Raw genomic sequence first — 25,648 nt, forward strand, 5'->3', positions numbered from 1 at the left:
CGCTTACTATGCAAACATCTTTCCTTCTTTCACATACTCTTTCCGGATTCCCTCAATGAGATTTGACCGGCTGATCTCATTACTTCCTTCCTCCGCAGTTTTCAAACAGGCAAATTGAACTACATTCACAATATTAGCTCCGCTGAGATTATAGGTTCGGGCTATCTGTTCAATAGAAATATCGTCTTGCAAAGCAAGATTTTCAGGTAAGATGTCTTTCCAAAGTAACAACCGTTCAGTTGCTCCTGGCATATCATACTCAATCATGGACTGGAACCGGCGAGTAAAAGCAGTATCCAGGTTACTTTTTAAATTAGATGCCAGAATAACTAGTCCGGGATGGTTCTCGATTCGTTGCAATAAATAAGAAACCTCCTGATTGGCATATTTATCATGAGAATCCTTCACACTTGTACGTTTTCCGAATACCGCATCTGCTTCATCAAAGAAAAGAATCCATTCCTTATTAGCAGCTTTATCAAACAAGCGTGAGAGGTTCTTTTCCGTTTCTCCAATGTATTTGGAAACCACCAAAGATAGATCTATCCGATAAACATCCCGACCTGTATACTTTCCAAGGAGTGTCGCCGTAAGTGTTTTTCCGGTACCCGGCGCGCCATAAAAAAGAACCCTGTAGCCGGGTTTGATTTTCCCTGCAAGCCCCCATCCATTCATTAATTGATCCCGATGCTTCAACCAGGATTGAATCTCCAGTATCTGATCAAGTGTTTTTTTCTGTAAAACGAGATTTTCCCATTCAAGACTTGTCTCAATAAGCTGCGCAGGGAACCCGGCACCCATTCGGGGTTTTTGCACTTCACCCGTAGTTATAATATCTACATACTCTTCATCAATAATCAATCTACCGCTCATTCTGGGTTCAAATGCAGACCCGTCACCAAATGAGAGAATTCCGGTATTGAAGAGTCCGGATTCGAGCTGAAAATACTTTAAAAGGTACATTCTGCTTTCCAAATTTTTACCTGCCAGCAAATAAAGAAGTGTATCTCCGGTAGGGAAAAACAATTCACGGTCTTTAGAACGTACCAGCCCCATCTCCGGACATTCTTTACCCTGAGGCAAGTAAGTCGATAACAAATCGGGAATTAATTCCGGCAACATATAAGGAGAAAGTGCCAGAGTAAGGGCAACCAGATCAATTTCCGTAAGTACCCCTTGTGCGGGTATTTTACTCAAAGATTCTTCAGAAATAAAAGATGTAATATCCGGAAATTCAACTTCCTCATCCGATTGAACGGTTTTCATTCGATAATGAACTACCTCGCTCAGGAAGAGAAACAGTTGGTCCCAGATAGCAACAGAAGTGATCGCTGATTTATTTAGCATGTGAATTTAGTTTGTGATTGAAGTTATGGATAAACGAATTCAATAGAAGAATTCAGATTTAAATCTAATTTAAAATTATCAATAAAAGAAGTGATTTTGACTTTCCTGCAAAAAAGTTTTTTTCGTTTACAGGACATAAATAGCTTACGTTCTTCTCCTATTATCTTTGCTTCAGTAAAAACAATAATTTCATCAACTAAACGTTTACCACTTATACTAACATAAAAATACAATTTTAACACTTAAAAAAATATAAAAATTTGCATTTAAGTAAAAAATCTTTTTATATTTATCCGGATCTAACTACGATCTTCTTTCCAGTTTTATTATCAACATACTAACTTAGCTTTTCCAGGAGCTAGTAACAAAATAAATTTACTTTTTGTAGGATTGGTTTTTCCAAAACTTTGAAAGTAAGTGGCATTAAAAGTTTGATGTTCATTCTTTTCGGAGATTGTTCAGTGCATTTTTTCTGCCCAAAAACTGTTATCGCATTTATGGAAAACAAGAGAACACATTATCGATAGATAATCTGCACTTGCGCATCGCACGAATCACCTGTCAGGTGTGTTTTATTTGATTTCCTTGCTTGTTTCTGCAGAATGAGCCGATAACAAGAACGAGAAATATAGGGCTTTCGGGCATACGTTTTGAACGTGTTTTTTTGCAGACTGGAAACTGTAAAGGACGCATCATTGCATGTGTTTCCGGCAATAATCGATCATTTCAAAAACACTACTGGAAATGTTCCGAACTTATTGATTAGCGCTATTTGGCTAGACTTAAACCTTAAAAAAGACAACTGTTCACTGACAGAATTGGTACTCAACTCTTTGAGAACCGACTCTACCCTATTGAACTTCTTTTATAATGCTATTTCCTGCCAACTAAAAGTTCATCGAAAGTCCTCCTTTCTCTCGTTCGACTCATTTGCGGTCATTTTAGAACATTAAAATCAACAATTTAAACAGAATTAAGAACCACAAAACGCACTATCATGATTTACGAAGCATTGTACATTTTGGTTGGAGAATTGAATAGCTACCTGGCCAGCCAGGGACTGAATGAAGATGTTATACTCGATAACATTGCGTTTGTCGAGAACGAATCAGATTCAACAGAACCAATGACAGATAAAGTGGTACTGACGCTCCTCAACCTGAATGAAGAAGTTACCATGCGGAATCTTCCAAACAACCGGGTAGAGAATAACAAAGTAGCTTACCGTAACAACAAAATCAACCTGAACCTATATATTATCTTCAGTTCGAACAAGACCGGTTACGACATCTCTTTAAAGTATCTTTCACGCTTACTGGAATTCTTTCAGGGAAAAAGTGTTTTCACCCAATCCAACACCAATTTTGATCATTCCGATCCTATTTTGAGTTCCATGGGTGATTTCAGGTATACCCTGGAGTTGTATACTCCCACCTTTGAAAACCTCAATTACATTTGGGGAACACTGGGAGGAAAGCAGCGACCATCGGCACTTTACAAAATGAGTTTAGTGGTAATTGATCGTGAAAAAACATTAATAGAATCTCCACTAATCACACAAAACTCCGGAAATATTATTGTCACCAATCCAATCTGATTTTACACCTTTATTATGAGCTATTCACAATTATACCGGACTCTTGCCGACGTGCAGGTACTGCATGAATATTATCTGAACAGTGGTTCCGACTCGTTTAGAGGAATGGAGACAGATCAGCAGCGATTGATGTTCAAAAACTATGCTTTCAACGGGTTTCTTCAGGTGATTCCAACGGCACAAACACGTCGGATTCTGGAGAATCAAAACCTTTTATTACGGACAAATCCACTTGGATTACAGCTATTGGCACAAGTGGAACCCGCCTTGATAAATGAACCAGCCAAGCCATTCATTCCGCTTGATAACGATCTGGAATTACATTTTTTGATCAAGATCGGCGATCCGGCTTTTGAGATCTACACCGATTTGACATTGGTCAAGAATGAGATTTTTTATTTCGCGAATATCAAACCGGCAGGTGCTCCGCAGAACTTTCCTGTTTTACCCATAGCACCTGATCAGGAAAGCGATCCGGAGTACATTTCCAATGCCTATCGTCTGGATGAAACGCTTTCAAAAAATGTATTGGATAACATGCAGGTTTCACCGGGAGATCGATTCGGGCTATTGGGAGTCCTTGTACTCAGAATGCATGGTAATCCCCACCAAATTACCAATAATGACGGAAAAGTTCCGGCAACTCCGATCACTTTCGTGATGGAATTTGCCAACCGGAGCACCATCTGGAAATATTACTTTCAAAACTCTGATTATTATGCAGAAACAACAGGACCAAAACCACTTACCAAAAACGGATACGTCGTGATCGATCAGTCACAGCTCACACTCCGGAACAAAGATCCGGAAATTCAATCCGAAGATTATGTATTCGATCTGAATCCGTACTACTACCCCGCGCCGGATGTCAGAAAAACAGAAATTGAAGCGGGGAATTTTTATTCAGTAATTTATATCTAAACACAATAAACAATGGCGTTAACATTAAATACACCAGGCGTTTACGTGGAAGAAGTCAACTTACTTCCACCGTCAGTTGCTCAAGTAGCAACAGCAGTTCCGGCCTTTATCGGGTACACGGAAAAAGCATTAGCATTGGATGGTTCTCCTTTAAGACCAAATCTAACTGTACCTCCCGTTCCGGTAAGGATTACTTCCATGCTGGATTATGAAACACAGTTCGGGAAAGCACAAAATCAACAGGGAATAACAGTCTCTGTGGTCGGTAATGCCATCAAGTCTGATCTGCTTCCTTTAGACCGCAGCGAATTTCTCATGTATTACTCCATGCAAATGTATTTTGCAAATGGAGGTGGTTCATGCTACATCATTTCAGTAGGAGATTATAGTACACCACTTTCTCCAATAACTCTGAAAACAGGTCTGACAGCATTGGAAAAAGAAGATGAGCCAACCCTAATTGTTTATCCGGACGGTACCTCCCTATCAGCAGATGATCTTTACGGATTGTACAACGATACCCTGATGCAGTGCCACAAATTACAAGATCGCTTTACGATCATTGACACACGCATGAGTGATCTCACGGTTGTGACCCCGGCAACTGATTTTTCAGAATTACGAACGAAAATTTCTAACGATCCGGAATACATCAAATATGGAGCTGCTTACTATCCGTATCTAAAAACGACGATTGATTATCAGTATCTTGATTCCGATGTGGCAGTTTCCATTACAACTGATGCTGATTACGATGGCGATGTAACGGCAATCAATAACGGTTCTGTGACCAATGCAAAAGTCCTGCTGGATGGTTATAAAACAGACCTGTCCACTTACGAAACAGTAGCAGCAGGAGCTCCAGACATTGCTACAGCACTTATTGAAAGGTCAAACGCCGTGACAAAAATCAGTCAGATCACCAACGTTTCTTCCTCTCTGATTTCATCTCTGAATGACATTATCGCCATTGCAGATGAAGTAATTTCCTCAAATCCACCTGCATCAACAGGAACAGTAAGTACGCTCAGAGGACAAATTGCAGCATGGATCACCAGTGATCCTACAGCAATGAATGCTGCTCTTATCACAGATACAGATACATTGAATAATTTAACCGGATCGAATACGCCGACTGATGTAGCTACAGCGATCGGTGATGCAATCGCATCGATGGGAACGCCGGATATCGGAACAGCACTTGCCACTTTGCAAAGTACGCAAATTGCCGGTCTGATTACAGCATTGATTCCGTTTTCAACTGTTACTACTTCCATGCAGCTCGACGCTGTTAAGATCAGTAACAATGCCTTATACAACCGAATCATCAACTCTATCAGTCAAGTTCCTGTATTGTTACCTCCAAGTTCATCTATTGCTGGTGTTTATGCCAAAGTAGACGGAACATCCGGTGTTTGGAAAGCGCCTGCGAATACGAGCCTGAACTACGTGATCGGACCAAATTACAACATTTCAAACGACTTGCAGGATGGAATGAACGTGGATACGTTTGCAGGAAAATCCATCAATGCTATTCGCGCATTTACCGGGAAAGGAACGCTTGTTTGGGGGGCTCGAACATTGAATGGCAACAGTACGGAATGGAAGTACATTTCTGTGCGTCGTTTCTACAACATGGTAGAAGAATCCGTTAAAAAAGCGACCGAAGGTTTTGTATTTCAGGCAAACGATGCCAACACTTGGGTGCAGGTACGTGCAATGATCGAAAACTTCTTGATTTTGCAATGGAAAGCCGGGGCACTTGCCGGAGCTAAACCGGAGCAGGCATTCTTTGTAAGAGTTGGACTCGGATCTACCATGACAGCCGACGATGTATTAAACGGCCGCATGATCGTGGAAATCGGAATGGCAGTAGTAAGACCAGCCGAATTCATTGTACTGCGTTTCTCTCACATGATGCAACAAGCATAATTTACAATCACTAACAACAAAAAATAAATAATTATGGCAACATATCCATTATCCAAGTTTCACTTTCAGGTAGAATGGGGAGGAACAAAAATCGGTTTCACAGAGATCTCAGGACTTGATTCAGAACTGGAAGTTATTGAATATCGTCAGGGGGCAAGCCCGGAATACAGCAAAATCAAAATGCCCGGACTTCGAAAATTCTCGAATATCACCTTGAAACGAGGAATGTTTCAGGGAGACAATGAATACTACGATTGGTTGAATTCCGTGCAATTGAATACCATCGAACGACGTGACATCACCATCTCTTTGCTAAATCAGGATCACGAACCGATTGTGGTTTGGAAAGTCCGAAATGCTTTTCCAACGAAGGTACAATCTACCGATTTGAAAGCAGACGGAAATGAAGTAGCGATCGAATCGATGGAAATCGTACACGAAGGTTTATCTATTCAAAACGATTAATCATGATCAACTACTATCCGCCCAGAGGATTTCACTTTCAGGTGCAATTTCTCAACAAGCAGTTCGCAGTGATCGATTCGATGTTTCAATCCGTCTCGGGACTTTCTGCCAGTGTTGAAATAACGGAAGTAGTTGAGGGAGGTGAAAACCGCTTCAAACATAAATTACCTCAGAGCGTCAGGTTTCCAAACCTGGTGCTCAAACGAGGTATGGTTCCCGACTCCACTCTGCTGCGTTGGTGCAACAGTGCTATTGAGAATTTCGAATTCGCTCCGATGGATTTGTTAATCATCCTGATGAACGATCAGATGCTACCACTCAAAACCTGGAATATCAAAGGAGCGCTTCCTGTGAAATGCGAGGTTTCGGAACTCAATGCAGAAACCAGTAACATCGTAATAGAAACCATTGAGCTGACTTACAAATATTTCACCATACCGAATGTTAGTTTTTAAATAGACGGTAAGTAACAGAACCATTATGCCAATAGAAATCAAAGAATTACATGTGCGAATTCAGGTCAACGATGACCAATCAAAAAAGGATCAGAAACCTGAACAATCAATGGACCAGTTAATGGACACCTGTCTGGATGAAGTATTTACAATTATGAACGACAAAAAAGAACGGTGATGAAACCATCAATAAATATCAAAGGCAACCCCAACGGAGAGCTCAAAAAGCTGGAAATTCAAGCCTATTCTGATGAGAAATATAGCAAGAAAGTTCCTGACGGGTTGTTTAAAACACTTATAAATCCCGAAAAGTTCGTTCTGAATCACAAGGTTGAATACATTGTCCCGGAAACAACGGAAGGGAAACCACAGGCGTATTTTCAAAATGCCCCGCCCTCAGACATTGAACTGGAATTTTTGTTCGACGATACCGGTGTATTTGATGAAGGTGATTTTAGTATTTTGGAAAAAAGAGAATCATTGGGTGTCGAAGCTGACATTGCCAAGTTCATGAAAATTGCCTATGAAATCAACCCTGAAACTCACCGCCCAAATTACCTTCATATTGACTGGGGAACTTTACAATTCCAGGGAGTTTTGGCTGAAGTATCCATTGAATACAAACTTTTCGCTCCGGATGGTAAACCATTGAGAGCGACGGCAAAGGTAAAGTTTCGCAAATTCATTGAACCCAAAAAAGAGGCTGCTAATTCCAATAATCAATCGCCGGATCTTACACATGTGCGCATCGTTGAAGAAGGTGATACTTTACCACTCTTGACAGAACGTATTTACGGCGATTCCAAATACTATCTGGAAGTGGCCCGCGTGAACAAATTAACCACTTTCCGAAAACTGAAAGCCGGACAGCAATTATTCTTTCCACCCATTCAAAAACCTGACTAATGAATAATACCGGAATCATACAAACTGGAAAAAGTCCGGATCTTGTTACTCACCAAATCCTGGTAGAAGGAAACGAGATTCCTGGAACCTATCCTGTTTTAGGCATAGCTGTCCGTAAAGAATTCAACCGGATAGCCAGTGCACGCATCACTTTTTTTGAAGGGACACCAACAGATCAAAATTTCCAGATTAGTAATAGTGCATTTTTTGTTCCGGGTAAAAAAATCCAGATCAATGTAGGCTACCACTCTGAAAACAAAATGATCTTCAAAGGAATGATCATTCGCCATTCCATTAAAGTACGCAATGGAAAATCTTCCCTAGTAGTAGAATGCAAAGATGAATCCGTGAAAATGACGGTCGGCAGAAAATCCAAATTCTTCTATGACAGCACTGATAGTGATGTGTTTGATGAATTAATCACCGCATACAATCTGGAAAAAAAGATTGAGAAAACAAATTATCAACATGAAAAGCTGGTTCAGTACAATGCTTCAGACTGGGATTTTCTGGTATCCCGTGCTCAGGCAAACGGAATGGTTTGCTTCACAGATAACGGCAAAATCATCATCAGAAAACCTGATCCGGGACAAGACCCGATCGAAACAGTTGCTTACGGACTGTCCATCATGGATTTCGATGCGGAAATTGATGCACGCAACCAGTTCTCCAAAGTCACGGCTTACAGCTGGAATCAGGCAGATCAGGAAATCAGTAAGATCGAAGCAAACAATCCGCCCGTGAAAACAAGCGGAAACCTGGATTCGGATCAACTCGCAAAAGTAATCGGACTGAAAGACCTGGAACTGAAATCTGGCGGAAACATGAACGAAACTGAAGCACAGGACTGGGCAAATTCCAAAATGGTATTCCAGCAACTGGCAAAAGTACGCGGACGAGTTCGTTTCCAGGGAATAGATAAGGTGAACCCGGGTACTGTATTGAAACTGGAAGGCATCAGTGATCGTTTCAACGGAAACATTTTCGTGTCCGGTGTACAACACAACATTACCGCCGGACTTTGGACGGTCGATGCCCAATTCGGACTGGATCCGGTTTGGTTTTCTGAAACCTACGATATCAACGATGCTCCTGCTGCCGGGTTAATTCCTGCCGTAAAAGGATTGCAATACGGGGTTGTTTCACAATTACAGGACGATCCGATGGGAGAATGCCGCATCATGGTAAAGCTGCCGATCGTAAACAGCCAGGAACAAGGTATCTGGTGCAGATTAGCAACACTCGATGCCGGAGAAAACCGCGGCTCCTTCTTCTTGCCGGAAATTGGTGACGAGGTGTTGGTTGGATTTATCAATGAAGATCCGAACAATGCAGTAATTGTAGGGATGCTGAACAGCAGCGCCAAACCTGCACCGTTAACAGCAGAAGATGCAAACAATATCAAAGGTTTCATAACCCGCAGTGAGTTGAAATTTCTGTTCGATGACGAAAAGAAATCAGTCACCATCGAAACTCCAGCCGGTAAGAAAGTGATCATTGACGAAGATGCCGACGAAATCACACTAAAGGATGAGCATTCCAATAGTTTGAAAATGAATAAAGATGGAATCTCTATTGAAAGTGGAAAAGACCTGATTCTAAAAGCAACCGGCGATGTCACAATCGAAGGGGTGAATATTGAGATTACAGGTCAGGCAGAGGTAAAAGTAGCTGGAAATGCAGGAACAGAATTGAGTTCAAGCGCCACAACGACAGTCAAAGGTTCAATCGTTCAAATCAACTGATCATGGGACAACCGGCAGCACGCACAACGGACATGCATGTATGTCCCATGGTAACAGGAAACGTTCCACACGTCGGAGGACCAATTCTTCCTCCGGGCGAACCAACCGTACTCATCGGAGGAATGCCTGCAGCACGTATGGGAGACATGGCAACTTGCAGCGGTCCGCCAGATACAATTACCAGTGGGTCCGCAACCGTACTGATCGGTGGAAAACCAGCCGCCAGGATGACGGATACAACAGCTCATGGCGGAACAATCGTTGCCGGTTTGGCAACAGTATTAATCGGATAATAATTTACAACATGGAAATAAACGAATCATTCTTAGGCACCGGTTGGAGTTTTCCACCCAGTTTTGACAAAACAAACAGCTTTGTTCGGATGAGTTCGGATGAAAAAGACATCATGGAAAGCCTACAGGTTTTGTTATCAACCAGACCAAACGAACGCATTATGCTGCCGGAATATGGCTGCAATTTGGAATCGCTGCTTTTCGAATCTATCACCCTGACACTGACCACACAGATCACGGAAATCATCCGTACAGCAATCCTTTATTACGAACCACGGATCGACCTGGAAAATGTAACACTGGATCAGAAGCACATCCTGGACGGAAGAATAGACATCATTCTTGATTACCGCATCCGTACCACCAATTCAAGACGGAATATGGTTTACCCATTCTATCGAATCGAAGGAAATGATATTTCATACACTAAAACCGGAATCCTATGAGCAATTGTAACGACATAGCAGAAGTCCTCAAAAGAAACGGACTTGATCAATCGATGCGCTACGACCGTTCGCTTGATCCTGAAAATATCAAACTGATGGGATTCGGTTTAGAAGACTGGATGAAATTCACCTACAACTTTGCAAAAAATGTAAACTATTTTGATGAATCCAATGATGTGGATCCCAATGGGAACTGGCAGGACTTTTTTCCGGATTCAGCAGGGATCAAAATACTCCTTGATCAACTGGAGAACGATAACAAACTGACTCCTCATTTGACTCTTTTCGTCTGTTTTCTAACCCTGATCAATCAATCTACCGATCGGTTGAACGGCTTTACAAAACGCCACCTCGACTTTTATTATTCGGAAGTACTTCAGTTAAATCATTTGAACGAAGAGCCGGATCGTGTAACTATTATTTTCGAACTGGCCCGTGCTTTCTCACAGGAAAAAATCGCAGCAGGAACCGAACTCAACGGAGAGAAGGATAGCACAGATGTTACACGCGTTTACCTTCTGGAAGACGAAACGGTCTTAAATCAGACTAAAATAGCAAGTGTCAAAAGTGTTTACAATGCTCCTGATTCTCCTGTCAATAACAGTTATGGGGTAAAAGCAGCTTCAAATGCATCCAGTTATGATGGAGCCGGAGCAAAATTTCCTGGTGATGATACCAGCTGGTATCCCTTCGGTTATGCGGGAACTCCTGATAATCGCCCCGAACAAGCTACCGCACGCCTTGGTTTCGCTGTCGCTTCGCATACACTTGAATTGTCAGAAGGAAAACGCCAGGTAGTCGTTCAGGCTCAATTTTCCGGTTCTCCGGTAGCTTTAACAAATGCTTCCAATTCCTCTTTTATTTCGGTCTATTATACCGGAGCCAAAGGATGGGTCGGTCCCATTCCGATTTCCACCAATCCCATTGCTATCAATGAGAACAATGGAGCAAATCAAAATTACACTACTGGTGTCAACGGGCAACTAGCTACCTTGTGTGTAGAACTGCAACCGGAGCAGGAAGCTGTTGTAAATTACAATCAGACAATTCACGGTGAAAATTACAGAACGGACCATCCGGTTTTCCGTTTTGAAGTTGCTACAGAAGACTTGGGGGGATATGACATTTACCGATTCCTTTCAAAACCAATCTCTCAGCTTCGCTTAAAAGTGAATGTACTTAACATGCGAGCTTTGACGATTGAAAGTGACACCGGTACTCTGAACGTCAAGAAGCCATTCTACCCTTTCACCACCAATCCGGTAAAAGGATCTGCATTTTCTGTATTTCATCCGGAAGTTTTCAGTAAAAAGTGGAAGCACCTGGATGTAACTATTCATTGGAAAAATACACCCGATAACTTCAAAAGTTATTACGAAGGCTATGACAAGGCATTTTTAGGAACTGTTACTCAGGAAAGTTTCAATAACATTATCCCGATAATTAAAAATACTTCGACAAATGCCAAATCGGCAGGAAATGCATCAGCTATAGAAAAAACTGCTTATAAATTCGTCAATTTTGTCGATTACTACACCAATATCGTTAACAGCAGTTCTTATTTCAAAGCAGATTCCTGGATTTTTTCCAATGGTAGTTGGAATATACCCGTTCAAAACAACTTAGAATTATTTGTAACAGATGGGGGAACTCCTATCGAGTATAAAACCAATTTCGGAATCTCGAATAGCAGCTTTACGGAAAATACTTCCGGACCTGTCCGCTTAACGCTCGACCAATCCTTTTTACAGGAAATATATCCTCGGATCTATTCCCTGGCCATGATGAGTACGAATCCCAATGTTCCTATTCCCAACCAGCCATATATTCCGTTTGCCGATACAATCTCACTGAGTTACTCAGCAACTGATGAGTTGAATTTAACCTTGAATACGGAGCTGGATTTTAATAATCGCAGCCTCCAGTTATTCCATGTTCACCCTTTTGGAGAAGCCGAAGAAAACCCTTTTTTGAAAGGATTGTATGACGGTCAATCTACCGATTGCACACTAACTCCGGAATATTGTAAAGGAGGAAGCTTGTTCATCGGAATGGAAAATGCAGAAGTATTGCAACAGGTATCTCTGCTCATTCAGGTGCTGGAAGGATCTGAAAACCCACTTGGAGAATCATTCAGTGGCGCCCAAAAAGTACATTGGTCGATTCTATGCAACAACCAATGGAAAAAGCTTGATTCTACGCTCATGCTCATCAATCAAACAGACAATTTCCTTCAATCCGGATTAGTCAAATTCAAAATTCCGGTTGAAGCAAGTTCGGATAATACCCTACTTCCACCCGGAATGTTCTGGATACGGGCAAAAATGTACAAAAATTACGATGCCGTATGCCGTGTACTCGGAATATTCAGTCAGGCAGCTACAGCTATTTTCGATAATCGGGGAAATGAACTTTCTCATCTCGAAAAGGGACTTCCTGCTGAAACCATTACGAAACTCGTTTCACGGATTGCTGCCGTTAAGTCTGTATCTCAGCCATACAATTCCTTCGGAGGAAAACCTAAAGAAACAGATACCCTTTATTACAAGCGGATCAGCGAACGATTGAGACATAAAAGCCGGGCAATCAATTTATGGGATTACGAACACCTTGTACTCCAGAATTTTTCGGAGATCTACAAAATAAAATGCCTTACACACACCTGTGATTGTTCGTTTCAATCGCCGGGTAATGTCACTTTGGTAGTGATCCCTGACACCCTTCAACGCAATGTTTTTGATCCTTATCAGCCAAGGGTCAGTAAAGCGACTCTAAACCGCATCGAATCGTTTATTTCAGAATTGAACTCGTTACATGTTAAAACGCATGTCGTCAATCCGGATTACGAAGAGATCAGAGTATCACTGAAAGTAAAGTTCTATCCGCAGTTCGATGAAGCTTTGTATATCGATCAACTCAATGAGGACATCACCCGATTCCTTTCTCCCTGGGCTTTTGCTGAGCGCGAGACAATCAATTTCGGTGGAAAATTGTATCTCAGTGTATTGATCGATTACATCGAAGAACTTTCCTACGTGGATTATCTGCAGGATGTTCAGCTTTTCCAAAATGGAATTGCTTCAACAGTTGCAGAACCATCTTCTCCGAAAGCCATTCTGTCTTCAGCAAAACGACACGATATTTCGACCGCTATTTATTCATGTTCCACTCCTAACACAGCAACTGAACAATGCCAACTCTAAAAAACAGTATCACTATTAACCGGGACGTATCTACAGAAAACGATCTCGATTTTGACTACCTGCGACGCATCGGTATACAGCATATTGCATCGATGGGAGGTGGACTCTGGACGGATTATAACGAGCATGATCCGGGAATCACCATCCTTGAAATGCTTTCGTATGCCATTACCGATCTGGGAAACAGAGCCAGCCTTTCTATTGCCGATCTACTAACCGGACCGGAAGGAAGCACTTCCATATCCAAGCAATTTTATACCGCAGAACAGATCCTTCCGAACCGTGCACTAACGGCACTAGATTACCGTAAACTATTCCTGGATATTGAAGGAGTTCGCAACTGCTGGATCATTCCTTACGATGTAAAAGTTTACGCCAACTGCAAAGATGGATCGCTTGCCTATAATCCGGAGTTGTTTCCAAACATCTTGCCTGAAGACCTCGGGGAATTCAATCTAAAAGGACTCAACCGCATTCTGGTGGATTTCGATGTAGAAGATGACGATCCGCAGCGTCAGCAAAAAATCGATGCTATTAAATTGCTAATCAAGACGAAGTACCACGCAAACCGCAATTTGTGCGAGGATTTGGTCAAAATTGATGAAGTAGAAGAACAACCGGTCTCTATTTGTGTACAGGTAGGTCTGGAAAACGAAGCCGATGAAGATGAAGTCAATGCACGTATTTTGCTTGCTATTGAAGGATATCTGTCACCCCGTGTACGCTTCTATTCATTGAAGCAAATGCTCGAAAAGGGATACCGGATGGACGAAGTATTCGAAGGACCTCTTCTCGATCATGGATTCATTGACACCGCAGAACTCCGAGAAGCCGGGCTCCGAAAAGAAGTCCGTTTGTCCGACATAATCAACATCATTATGGATATTCCGGGAGTGAAACAGGTGATGGAAATCTCGATCGGAAACTGCTCCGGATCAAATAATCCGGATACTTGGTTAATTTGCATAGATCCGAACAAACGGCCTCGTCTCTGCGACCAAAGTGTTTTCAACTATAAAAAAGAACAACTACCTGTTCGGGTAAATGAAAAAAGATCTGAGGAAATCTATCAGGAACTAAAAGCAGAAGAAGATGCAACCGATGATCAAGCTGCACTAAACCGTTTTCCTGAAATTCCTTCCGGGGAATCACTGGATACAGGCTGGTACACGACTATTCAAAACGATTTTCCGGACACTTACGGGATCGGACAGGAAGGGTTGGTATCTTCCGCTGATACGGTGCGGCGGTCAAAAGCAAAACAGCTGAAAGCCTATTTGTTATTCTTCGATCAGATTCTTGCGTCTTACTTCTCACATCTGGAAAACGCAAAAAAACTCCTATCCATTAATTCTGATCTCAGTAATACCTACTTTACCCAAGCTGTATCTGACATTAGCGGTTTCACCGATCTGGTAAATAATTATCCGCAGAATGATAATACGCTATTGTCCGAACAATTATTCGAAGGATTAGCAGACGATGTAGCAAGAAGAAATGAATTGCTGGATCACTTGCTGGCTCGTTTTGCAGAGAATTTCAGTAAGTATGCTTTTGTTATGAAAGAATTATATGGTTCTTTCACCAGTGAAATGATCCTGAAATCCAAAGAACTGTTCCTGAAGGAATATGTGACTTTGAGCAGTGAACGGGGACTCGGATTCAATTACTACCATCAACCGGTTTCAGAATTATGGGATACCGGAAATGTATCAGGAGTTGAAAAACGGGTAGCAAGGCTCTCCGGAATAAAAAACTATTTCCGCCGGAACCTGTCAGAATCGTTTATTGAAGTATATGAACAAAGTCCGGGAGTTTTCAAATGGCGAATCCGCAATGCTTCAGCTACCGTCATACTTTCTGCCGAAAACACCTATACGAGCTACAAGAAAGCAATTAACAACTTGTATTTCGCGGTACTTCAACTGATTGAAAGCAGCGAGGAAAAAATTGAAGACGCCTTCCAGGCCGGGGTTGTTGCCAACCAGATCATCGATAACATCCAGGTAAAAGTATCCGGAAGTGGAAATTTTTATTTTGCTGTAATCGACCCGGAACTTCCGGACACAGATCCCAATTACACGGTTGCCAAGCAGTTGATTTATTTTCCGGATGCGGCACAAATGGAAGCTTCACTATTGGAAACCATCCGCTTCATGAAGTATGATCTTACGGAAGAAGGCATGTTCATGGTGGAGCACATCCTGCTCCGTCCGGACAGCAATGAACCGGATACCCCGACCTATTATTTCATGCCGATTTGTGCGGATGATTGTAAGGAATCCTGCTGCGGAATCGATCCGTACTCATTCAGAGTCAGCATTGTATTGCCGGGCTATACCCAACGTTTTTCAGACATCCATTTCCGGAATTTCATGGAAGAACTCATCCGGGAAGAACTTCCTTCCCACATCCTGGCAAAAATCTGCTGGATCGGATCCCGCAAAGGAGAAGTTCCGGATGACGACAATCAGATGATGGAATTCGAAAGGTTATACAAGCAATACCTCATTGCCAAATCACCGATGGATCCGTTCTTCCCGGAAGACGAAACACGGGATTTCATCAGCATTCTGACCAAGCTCCATACCATTTTCCCTACCGGAAAACTACATAACTGCGACGCCGAAGAAGAAGAACAAACCGATGACATCATCCTTGGAAGAACAAAATTAGGAACATTATAATTAAAAGAAATAAGTAAAAAATATGGAAACAAAGTTGACCACAATCACTCCCACTTACCGCACATTTGTGCCGGATCAGGTACTTACAGCGGGGCAGTTGAATGAATTCCTGAATTACTTTGAAGATCAGGATCGATTATCGCGTATTTTTCTAAGCGGCGTCGGAATCGTATGCGGTTTCAAAGTTCAATACAATTCAGACGGCGAATTGGTCGTTTCACAAGGAGCAGGAATTACCACCGATGGTGATTTGTTTAAACTCTCAATAGCTGATCCTGCTGATCCCTCACTGGAAATGATAGATATTCCGGACCTGAGATTCACCTATTACCGTGCTTTTGACGATAGCAATGCAAGATACCTTCCCTTCTGGAGAACGATCAATAATGTGCCAGTACAGTTAAATCTTTGGGAAGCTATCCCGGAAGCTAATGCTTCCTCTTCTGATCAACTCATCAGTTCCAGAACGGATCTTCAGAATTTGGTCGTGTTGCTCTATCTAGAAAGTTATGAGGAAGATCCGAATGCATGTACCGGCATTGATTGTGAGAACCAGGGAATTAAAAACATCCGCAAACTGCGTGTATTGTTCACTTCCCAGTCGGATGCGGATTACATTCTTTCAAACGATACCATCTTTGATACGAATTACCTCATCTCAACGTATTTGAATATCGACGAAGTAGCGATTCAACGCGTAACGGTAAATACTACCAATTCAGCAAGTTTTGCAGCATTGAGATCCAACTACCTGAGCGCCATTCAATCAGAGAACATCATCGGGAGACTCAAAAACGGCTACACCACCATGTTGAGTAAACTGGGAATGACCTCAAAAGCGAATGAAATCAAGTCGAAAATAGATCAGTTCTTCGGAGCCGGAGCAACTTATCCGTCTTTGTTCTTCCAGTACAGGTATGATCTTTTACGTGACCTGGTGAACGGATACAATGAATTGAAAGAGTTGTTTATGGAAAGCGTATGCAACTGCAATCCCAACATTCGTTCATTTCCAAAGCACCTCATGCTGGGAAGACTCATTCCAACAGATCAAGACCGTTATTTAAAACAATACCGTCATGAATTCTACAAGTCTCCGATTTTGGAAGATGAAAAGAATTGGTGTGAACGTTTCAATTTGTATGTAGAGCGCACCATTGAAATGCTTGATTCCTATCAGGGAGATATTCCGGCAGGCGAAGTCCGCATTACACCTTCGATCTATCGTTCTACTCTGGAAAACAAAGCGGTCCCTTTTTATTTGGGATTCGGAAATTTCCCACGCTTACTGGAAACATGGAATTACGACAAATACAAAGTCAACAAACAAAACCGCAACCTGAGTTATTATACTTCGTTCCTTGATCCGTCCGGTCCGATTCAGTTCCCATTGAGATACAACCTTGAACCGCACAATTTCCTGAATATCGAAGGGCATCAGGGGTATACTTATCAGATGGCTATGCAGAAAATTAATGACCTGAAAAATCAATACGGGTTGGCATTCGATGTAAAAGCGCTCGGAATTACAATTAATGAAACTGATCCGATCAATATGGATGATTATGCTTGTCAATTTGAAGACTTGCAGATTCTTTTGGATGCCTGGAAACAGGAACACAATTGCTTACTTGGTAAAGTTTCCAAATACTATTCGGCTTTCAGTACGCAAACGCTGGGGGTAAATTACCTGGTGCAAGACTACATGTACCCGATTGCTGATGAAGAAGTTGCTGCAGTGGACAACAACGTGGTTAAAGCAAACATGTTTACCGGAGTAGACTCTTTAGGTGTGATCATGCTACCAGTTCTCAATAGATTTAAGGGTTGTTCAGGAAACGACATCATGTATCAGGTAAATAACCAAATTGACCAATTCGATTATAGTCCGGAGTCAAAAGATCTGGTTGATGCAACCTTAAAAGCACCCAATGATGTACTGTCTCATGCCTATGTGTTGATTGACAAAAGTCCGGCAACACTGGCTGATGTACTACCAAGCGTCATAGACTCCGTAAATGCCAGCGCAACGAACCTTTGCGGTGCAGCGCGAAAAACGTTTGTCAAAGCTTCGGCTGTTTCTTCCCAAATTTCAAGACCAACGTTGTCTCTGTTGTACAACTTGTCACAAGATACTACCGCATTATGCTGTAGCGCAGAAAAGCTGCAATTGATTTACGATGAAATTGAAAAGCGAAAAAAAGACATCCTGATCGGATTAAGTCTTGCAAAATTCCAGGAACAACATCCGGGAATGGAGCATCTTGCAGGAGTACATCAGGGAGATACATTCCTTTTGGTATATGTGCGAAATGCAGTAAACGGAATCGGTGCAAATACGGTAGTTGCCGATTTCACCTTGCCGTATCTCTGTTGTTCGGACTGCAGACCGGTTGGATACATTATGCCGGAAATTATTGCAGATCTTCGTTTGGGAAGCAATTCCATTTGCGTGGAAGAAGGTAAAATTGCTAAAATACCATTATTCCGCTACCCTGCTGATGGAATAGTAGCACCATTACCAGCTGTTGAAGGAGTTTATGCAGAAGGTGATGATTTGGTTATCAATCCGGCATTGGTTCCTGAAAGTGCTTACGACCAAGTGATCCATTTCACCCTGAATGGTCATGAAACCAGTGCGGAACTCACTTTACATAAAGCTACGGTAGCTACGATGGTTGTTCCTAGTAACCCGATAACCAATGCAACTGTCAATTTTAATTGTGAACTTCCTACTGGTACCGATCCAACAACTTATTCTTTCTTCTGGGATTTTGGCGACGGAACAACCTCCATGGAGCAAGCTCCGACTCATACGTATGACACACCGATAGTCGATGCAACCGTAAGACTCACTATTCTTTCGGGAAAAGAAGATCAATGTCCTCTGACTATTGAGAAAGTACTTAAATTCGAGTTTCCTAATCCGGGGATTTGTGAATCTCAATCCTCAGAAAAATTCAATGTTCTGAATAGCCAGTTTGATCAAATTGTTGCTGAGCATGGACTGACTCAAGAAGTCATTGCTAAACTGGCAAATCTCTACAATCAAGTTTCTAATGATATACCTGCTTATATATCCGGAGATAAGAATACGACACTCGGGACTGATCTGGAATCAATAGCTAATGGGTTATTTAACGAAATCTTTACTGCACATTCAAACGGTAAAGAGACAGCTCCATTAGTAAGTGTCTATCACAACTCGATGCTTCTGGGATTGGCCCTGATTCGTTGTCAGGAAGAAAGTACTTTTAATAAGGATAAGGTGATAGATATGCTCACAGCTTATATCAATGGAATGGATTTCAAAATTACTCCATCACTGCCTACTATGGGAATTCGGTCCAATTCACCTGAGAATATCAGTTACATCGAAAGTGTAATCAGTATACGCCCAGAAGGTTCAAATTCATGGACCAAACTGAATAGGCTCCTGGCTGTAGTTTCCTGGGAAAAGTAATCTGAAAGATCCATATCAATCTGTCATGAACACTGAAACTCAACATATCGTCCATAAACTGATCGTGGAAGTAGAGACCAACTCTAAGGAAAAAGGGATTGCCCTGAAAGACAATGCTGCCGGCTTCGTGTCGGGCGGCTTGTCTCCTGTGTTGGAAGAACTCTTCGAAGAATTGGAGAAAAAACTGAACGGGAGAGTACTCACTCTCGAAAGTCTTTCCATCCAGGTGTCTGCCGCATCAACGGACCTGACTTACGGTGATATTGACAGATTGATCGGTTCTGCTATTCGGGAAGAAATCGAAGCACAGATTCCGCTTGCTCCGGGGCAGCTGATCTCCGTGCCTAAAAGGCAGTTGCAATCTATTTTTCATTTCCTGAAAACGGGAACAAAACCCTGGTGGCTTACGAATAACACTTCGTTAAACCAATTAATGGAGACCAACAATCTACTGGAATTGGCAGTTACCGATACCGAAACACTCGTCCGGGAACTTCATTCGAACAACACCGAATCTTTTCTGAAGCGCCTGGTTCTTCAGTTACCGGAGACTGTGCTAATCGAGTGGTTTACGCGCGCCTTTCATTTCCCGGAAAAACTTCCCGATCTGCCGGCTAAGATTCCTATCCGGTTTCCGGATGAAGCGACCAAAAGGAACTGGTGGATTTCGCTGTTTCAGGCTTTTTATGAATTCCGGCAAACAGGACGTATTTCACCGGATAAAGCGGAAGAACTGATTGCGCTAATAGCTTTCAAACAGGAAGCTGATCCGGAAACACTTGTCCGGTTTGTGCGCTCCATCACCGGGGAAGCCATTCCATTGAAGCGGGAAAAAATGATCCGGATCCTCCAGGATAACCGGGAGAAAAAAATCTCTTCTAAGGAAGAAAAAAGAATCGAACAGGGAAAAAAAACGGATGAAACCGAAACAACTGATTTTCATACACCGGTTGAGAATGCAGGTTTGATCCTTCTCCACCCTTTTCTGAATCCCTTTTTCACCGAGATCGGATTACTGGAAGGGGATCAACTCACCGACCCGGAACTCGCAGTCCACGTGTTACACTACCTGGCAACAGGGCAGGAAAACTCCAGGGAATATGAACTTCAATTTGAAAAATTCCTTTGTGGGATTCCGGAAGACGAACCCATACGGCAGGAACTTCCTTTGTCAAAAGAAATCAAGGAAGAGGCAGAAAATCTGCTGGATGCCGTTCTCGAACACTGGACCGCATTGAGAAGTGATTCCCCGGAACTGCTTCGCAACGAATTTTTGCAGCGCGAAGCAAAAATCATCATAGAAGAATTTCAGTCCACCCGACTGGTATTCGAACGTAAAGCACAGGATATTCTCCTCGAAAAACTTCCCTGGAACCTGGGAATTGTAAAAATCGACTGGCGGAAAGACCTCCTATTTGTAGAATGGTAAGACACTGATAAAATGAAGACGAAAGTCCAATCTCCCGATAAACCTTCCGGCGCTCCTTTTCGGAGCCGCGGTGGCACCAATCATGCGGTACAAGCCAAATTGTCCGTCAATCAACCCGGCGATCAACATGAAGCCGAAGCGGATTCTGCGGCTGAACGCGTCGTGAATGGCGCATCCCCTACCGGAACAACATCCGCGAATTCGAATGCCGTGCAATTGAAACCGATTGCACAGACTGTTACGCCGCGCATTCAACGCAAAGAAGCTCCCGGACAAATGGGACAACTCGATGTGGAAGGTACCGAAGATAAAATGGCTGCCATCGGTCATGAAGGTATCATTCAGCGAAAAGAAGATCTATCGATGGGTAATGATGTCCTTTCCCCTGCTCCTCTGGGAGACAAACTACAGGAAACCAAGGGACAGGGAAATCCGCTTCCTTCCGGTGTAAAAACAGAAATGGAATCCGGTTTCGGGGCAGATTTCAGTGGTGTGCGAACCCATACGGGAACGAAAGCCACGGACATGAATCAATCCCTGAAATCAAAAGCTTTTACCAACCAGGGAGACATTTATTTCAATGAAGGAAATTTAGATCCGAATTCGAAAGAAGGGAAACAACTTTTGGCTCATGAGCTGACCCATACCATTCAACAGGGAGCAGCAACACCTGCTGCGGGCAAGGACAACAAGTCCAATCCGGAGCAGAAAAATATCAATCCGGCGGATGTTGCACAAGCAAAAAACCAGGCAAAAAACACTCCCGGAACAGAAGAAAAAGCTGAAAAGCTGGTAAATGAAGCAACGAGTGAAGCAAAAGGACAACAACCTGCTGCTGTGAATCAAAATGCTGTTGCTGAAAAACAGCCTGAGGATTTGGAAAAAAAGGCAGAAGAAGCCAATAAAAAGGAAGAAAAATCCAAAGAAGAAACCGAAGATGCGAAGGAAGGAAAAGTTGATGCGGAAAATCCCGAAAAAAATGCGGAAGCAGTAGATAAAGCCGTAGAAAAAGAAGTTAAAGGAAAAGCAAAGGAAGAACCCAAAGAAGAGAAAGCAGCACATTCGAAAGGCAAAGGTTCCGGAGAAAAAGAAAAATCCGAAGAAGGAGAAGAGAAGAAAGCCGGGGAAGGGAAAGGTAAGAAAGAAGAAGACCCTGGACCTGACGGTGTGAAGGAAGATTATAAAAATCCGCCTCCGGTAAAAGACGCTAAAGTAGACGAAGCAACCGATAAGGTCGGTGAAGGCGTTGGTGTGGACGAAGAAGCCAATGTGAATGTCGAAGGATTAATCATGACTTCCCAGCAATTCCGCGACCAGGGGAAAGAATCCGTTAACCGCGCAGAAAAGCAGGCAGAAAAACGAGAAGAAGCCGAAAAGAAAAAGCGTGAGATCGATAAGAAGATCGAAGGATCTGACAAAGCCCTGAAAACGGCGGATAAAAACACGGATATCCGTGAAAAGAAGATGACAAAAATCATGGAAAAGGCCATTGCCACTTCCAAGCAGCGCCAGGAAAAAGTAAGCGGCGAAGTAGGCGGGTATGCCGATGAAGTCAAAAAGAACAAAGCAACAGCCGGTAATTTAAAGAACAAAAGTGCCGGACTCAATAAAGGTTCCAAAGAAAATTCCAATCCCGAAGAGAAAGAATCAGGCGAATTGAGCTCCAACTACGAGGAAATGGAAAGCGGAACGGCAACCATGGCGGATGGGATCACGGGTGTAGGAAACGTTGCCGCCAAACAAAAAGCGGACGCAAAAACAGCCAAAACCAAGAATGCCAAAACAGAAAAAGATTACAAACAATCCAAAGCCAACATTCAAAAATCGAAGCAAAAGATTTCCTCCGAAAAAAACCGGAATACGGATGCGAAATCCAAAAGCAAGTCGCTGAAACCAAAATTCCAGGCGAGTAAAAAACAGGAGGAGCAGCTGACCAAGGAAGGAAAATCCCTGATGAAAACCTCCTTTGAAATGGAAAACGAAACGCATCGTGCGCAGTATTTCTATTACAAAGACATGAAGACCATCGAAGGAGCAGACGAAATGATCATGCAGGAAGAACTTCGTGCACAATCTGAACTGTCTAATGGTCCGGAAGCCTTGCTGTTCCGATACGCCAACATGAAAGGCGATGCCGAACGGGAAGCTTTTGTTGCCTCATTGAGCGAACAAGATAAAAATCAGCTAGGCATGCAGCTGATGCAATTCAATATGAATTTTGAAGCCTGGATCGAAAACAAAAAACTGGAACTCGGTGACCGCGTGGAACGGAAACGTGCTGAAAAGATCGATCACTACAATGGCAAACGCAACAAAGGTCTCCAATCGCCACTGAATAAAGCGACCAAGAACATCGATAAGATTTCCAAAACCGGGCTTATGTGGACCAGTATGACCAAGTCACTGGAAGCCATGTGGGAAGGATTGAAGAACATTACCTGGGCCGATGTTTCCAAGCTCGGGTTGGCCATGATCAATCCGCTCGAAACCTACAACACCATTGCAGATGCAGTGGGCGGAATCTGGACCGATTTGAGCAACTGGGAAGGATTCAGTGAAAATCCGGTGGGGATGATCCTGCAAAAAGGATCCAGCGTGGGAGTCAAATTATTGACCATTGCCGGAGTGATAACCGGGTTATTGTACGTACTGTCCGCGCTGACCAGTGTGGCAGCCTTCTTCTTCCCACCGTTGATCCCGGTAGCAGCCTGGCTGATCGGTGCAGCAGCGACGATGACCACAGTAACCTTCTGGCTGGGATTGATTACCACCATCTTGAGTGTACTGTCCGGGATCAAGAACATTTACAATGTGCATACGGCCAAAACTGCAGAGGAGATCTACCAGGGCAATAACAAAATCAAGACCGATGCAGCAAATACCACTGCAGGAGTAATGGCCATGGTGGGAGCAAAATCCCCTCCTCAACCGTTCAATATGAGTAAGCTCGGAACCATGAAAAATATGGTGGTAAAAACTTACAAAGCCAGCAAAGGTTTTATCAAACGTGGTGTCCGCAAAATTCCGCGCTTGGTTAGCAAATCTTTCAAAAAAGAAACCTGGTCCGGTTTGTATACAAGCTTCAAGAAGTTTTCTACCAAGAAGGCCGATAACCTGTTTGGTGGTGGAAATAAGAATCAACTGGCAAACAAAACAGATAAACTACCCGATGTTGCACCGAAGAAAGTGTTGAAAAATGCGGATCAAACCAAAGTGCCTTCCCAAACAACGGGAACAACCAGTAAGTTCGAGAAAAGAATGCCGGATAAAACAAAACCGGTAGATCTCGACAACACTACCACGACCAAAACTCCGGACTTAGATCCAAATACACCGGCAACTAATAAGCTTCCGGAAACAAATAAGCTGTCGGAACCAAGTACTTCCGACCTGAAAAAAGTGGATACCAAACCTTCAGATGCTAGCGTAGAGAAACTGAACAATGACATTGATCCACAGAAATCAGATCTGGATAAAACAGCTGCACCGAAAGATCAACAAGTAGCAAACGGAGAAAAACCACCGAAATCCGAGATTCTCGAAGACGATCCGAACCTCAAAGACCGGGAACTGGATGATTTGAAGAAGTATGAAGATGACGTGGATGCCTCTACCAAGAAAAAAATGGAGGACAAAGCGGATGGTGACATCGAGAAAGGAAAAAATCACAAGAGCAAAATGAAAGCCCTTGTGATGGCCCGCATCATCACTGAAACAAACGATAAATTAGACACTCCTGTTCCTGCACTGCTTGCAGAACTCGCTCCTCTAAGAGCCATGAAAGGGGTAGAAAAATTTGCCACTGAAGGTGGGCAGAACGGAAAATTCCATATCTTCATGTTCGGATGTAAAAATGAACTGAATAAACCTAGTGGATATGATGTAAATTCTGAAAATGAAGGCAATGATAAAGAAGAAAAGAACGATCAGAATAGCTTAGACGACGCAAAAAAAATTATAGAGAATGAATGGGAAGTAATCCCATCAAACTTAAAATATGATAAAGGAGCTCATGATTTAGCTAAAGAAATCGGAGGGGTACCCCAAGCATGTTTTAAAAATACTCCCAATATAGAATACGATGCAATTAGTGATGAATTTATTGGACAACATAAACCCGCACTCAAAGCAAATATTGGTAGTTCATTCAAAAAACAAGCGAAAAGAACTTTTGAAGTAGCCAAAGAAACTGGCAGAAAAGTAATTTACCGATTTGACTCTGAGCCAGCACCGGAAGTCATAGAAAAATTAAATGAATACTCCGCACGTTACGGAGTTGAATTAGTAATTAGATTTTAAAATAAAAAAAATGATTGAATTTAATGGATGGTTGACTATTTGTTCAGATTCAGATGAATTAGATATAATAGCACAAGATAAAAAGTTAATCGCCGATGTAGAAAACATACTACGTGAATTTAAAACCCAAAATCAGCTTTGTGAAATCAAAATGATAAACGGTTTTGTAAATCTCTTTATTGGAGGAGGACATAATCACGATAACGGATATAGCGATGACTTACTAAAAATTTTACAGGAAATTTGTCAAATAGCTTCCAGAAGTTTTGGGATCATTTATGTTAGGTGGCCAGAACATGAAATTCATTGGAATCAATACAAAGTCTATCAAATTGCAAAAGGGATAATAACCGTTAAAGATGATGTATATCTTTCACCTTGTAATCCTGTTATAGAAGATTAAACACATCACTTAAACTTATGTAATTCATGATTTTTAATCTATAAACGAAAAGAGGTA

The 25,648-nt window shown here is 42.4% G+C and carries 17 protein-coding genes; 16 read left to right on the forward strand and 1 reads right to left on the reverse strand.

Annotated features, from left to right (window positions below):
• Nucleotides 1-6 precede the first annotated feature (6 nt).
• Complete coding sequence (locus AAG807_RS07610) at nucleotides 7-1,347, reverse strand: ATP-binding protein (RefSeq protein WP_341902070.1); 1,341 nt, start codon at nucleotides 1,345-1,347, stop codon at nucleotides 7-9.
• A 997-nt stretch (nucleotides 1,348-2,344) separates the two neighbouring features.
• On the opposite strand from AAG807_RS07610, the gene AAG807_RS07615 reads away from it, so the two are divergent.
• The 16 genes from AAG807_RS07615 to AAG807_RS07690 are packed head-to-tail and all read left to right on the forward strand — an operon-like array spanning nucleotide 2,345 to nucleotide 25,591.
• The gene (locus AAG807_RS07615) at nucleotides 2,345-2,944 is read left to right on the forward strand and encodes a DUF4255 domain-containing protein (RefSeq protein WP_341902071.1); all 600 of its coding nucleotides are present in this window, start codon (nucleotides 2,345-2,347) and stop codon (nucleotides 2,942-2,944) included.
• A 15-nt stretch (nucleotides 2,945-2,959) separates the two neighbouring features.
• The gene (locus AAG807_RS07620; protein ID WP_341902073.1) at nucleotides 2,960-3,865 is read left to right on the forward strand and encodes a hypothetical protein; all 906 of its coding nucleotides are present in this window, start codon (nucleotides 2,960-2,962) and stop codon (nucleotides 3,863-3,865) included.
• Between the two features lie 12 nt (nucleotides 3,866-3,877).
• Nucleotides 3,878-5,797: a phage tail sheath C-terminal domain-containing protein gene (locus AAG807_RS07625; RefSeq protein ID WP_341902074.1), complete on the forward strand. Its 1,920-nt coding sequence runs from the start codon at nucleotides 3,878-3,880 to the stop codon at nucleotides 5,795-5,797.
• 33 nt (nucleotides 5,798-5,830) lie between these two features.
• The gene (locus AAG807_RS07630; RefSeq protein ID WP_294859415.1) at nucleotides 5,831-6,262 is read left to right on the forward strand and encodes a phage tail protein; all 432 of its coding nucleotides are present in this window, start codon (nucleotides 5,831-5,833) and stop codon (nucleotides 6,260-6,262) included.
• A gap of 2 nt (nucleotides 6,263-6,264) precedes the next feature.
• On the forward strand, nucleotides 6,265-6,717 hold the full coding sequence (locus AAG807_RS07635; protein ID WP_341902075.1) for a phage tail protein: 453 nt from the start codon (nucleotides 6,265-6,267) through the stop codon (nucleotides 6,715-6,717).
• Between the two features lie 25 nt (nucleotides 6,718-6,742).
• Nucleotides 6,743-6,895: a DUF5908 family protein gene (locus AAG807_RS07640; protein WP_294859417.1), complete on the forward strand. Its 153-nt coding sequence runs from the start codon at nucleotides 6,743-6,745 to the stop codon at nucleotides 6,893-6,895.
• Nucleotides 6,895-7,623, forward strand: a complete 729-nt coding sequence (locus tag AAG807_RS07645) for a LysM peptidoglycan-binding domain-containing protein (protein WP_341902077.1) — start codon at nucleotides 6,895-6,897, stop codon at nucleotides 7,621-7,623. The genes AAG807_RS07640 and AAG807_RS07645 overlap by 1 nt, the downstream gene beginning before the upstream one ends.
• Nucleotides 7,623-9,368, forward strand: coding sequence for a type VI secretion system tip protein VgrG (vgrG, locus tag AAG807_RS07650; RefSeq protein ID WP_341902079.1), 1,746 nt, complete (start codon nucleotides 7,623-7,625; stop codon nucleotides 9,366-9,368). The genes AAG807_RS07645 and vgrG overlap by 1 nt, the downstream gene beginning before the upstream one ends.
• 2 nt (nucleotides 9,369-9,370) lie before the next feature.
• Entirely contained in the window at nucleotides 9,371-9,661 is a 291-nt protein-coding gene (locus AAG807_RS07655; protein ID WP_294859420.1) for a PAAR domain-containing protein, read from the forward strand.
• Nucleotides 9,662-9,672: 11 nt separating this feature from the next.
• Nucleotides 9,673-10,107 carry a GPW/gp25 family protein gene (locus tag AAG807_RS07660; protein WP_341902081.1) on the forward strand — a complete coding sequence of 145 codons (435 nt, stop codon included), beginning with the start codon at nucleotides 9,673-9,675 and terminating at the stop codon, nucleotides 10,105-10,107.
• A complete protein-coding gene (locus AAG807_RS07665; RefSeq protein ID WP_341902083.1) occupies nucleotides 10,104-13,310 on the forward strand; it encodes a baseplate J/gp47 family protein in 3,207 nt (1,068 codons plus the stop codon). Before AAG807_RS07660 ends, AAG807_RS07665 begins: the two co-directional genes overlap by 4 nt.
• Nucleotides 13,298-15,997, forward strand: coding sequence for a hypothetical protein (locus tag AAG807_RS07670; RefSeq protein WP_341902084.1), 2,700 nt, complete (start codon nucleotides 13,298-13,300; stop codon nucleotides 15,995-15,997). Before AAG807_RS07665 ends, AAG807_RS07670 begins: the two co-directional genes overlap by 13 nt.
• A 22-nt stretch (nucleotides 15,998-16,019) precedes the next feature.
• Complete coding sequence (locus tag AAG807_RS07675) at nucleotides 16,020-19,460, forward strand: PKD domain-containing protein (RefSeq protein ID WP_341902085.1); 3,441 nt, start codon at nucleotides 16,020-16,022, stop codon at nucleotides 19,458-19,460.
• 25 nt (nucleotides 19,461-19,485) lie between these two features.
• On the forward strand, nucleotides 19,486-20,889 hold the full coding sequence (locus tag AAG807_RS07680; protein WP_341902087.1) for a contractile injection system tape measure protein: 1,404 nt from the start codon (nucleotides 19,486-19,488) through the stop codon (nucleotides 20,887-20,889).
• 12 nt (nucleotides 20,890-20,901) lie between these two features.
• Nucleotides 20,902-25,188 (forward strand): DUF4157 domain-containing protein, encoded by a 4,287-nt coding sequence (locus AAG807_RS07685; RefSeq protein WP_341902088.1) that lies wholly within the window; start codon nucleotides 20,902-20,904, stop codon nucleotides 25,186-25,188.
• A gap of 10 nt (nucleotides 25,189-25,198) precedes the next feature.
• On the forward strand, nucleotides 25,199-25,591 hold the full coding sequence (locus AAG807_RS07690; protein WP_341902089.1) for an Imm7 family immunity protein: 393 nt from the start codon (nucleotides 25,199-25,201) through the stop codon (nucleotides 25,589-25,591).
• Nucleotides 25,592-25,648: the final 57 nt, after the last annotated feature.

This window comes from Fluviicola taffensis DSM 16823, assembly GCF_943372375.1.
Classification (GTDB): Bacteria; Bacteroidota; Bacteroidia; order Flavobacteriales_D; family Crocinitomicaceae; genus Fluviicola; species Fluviicola taffensis_A.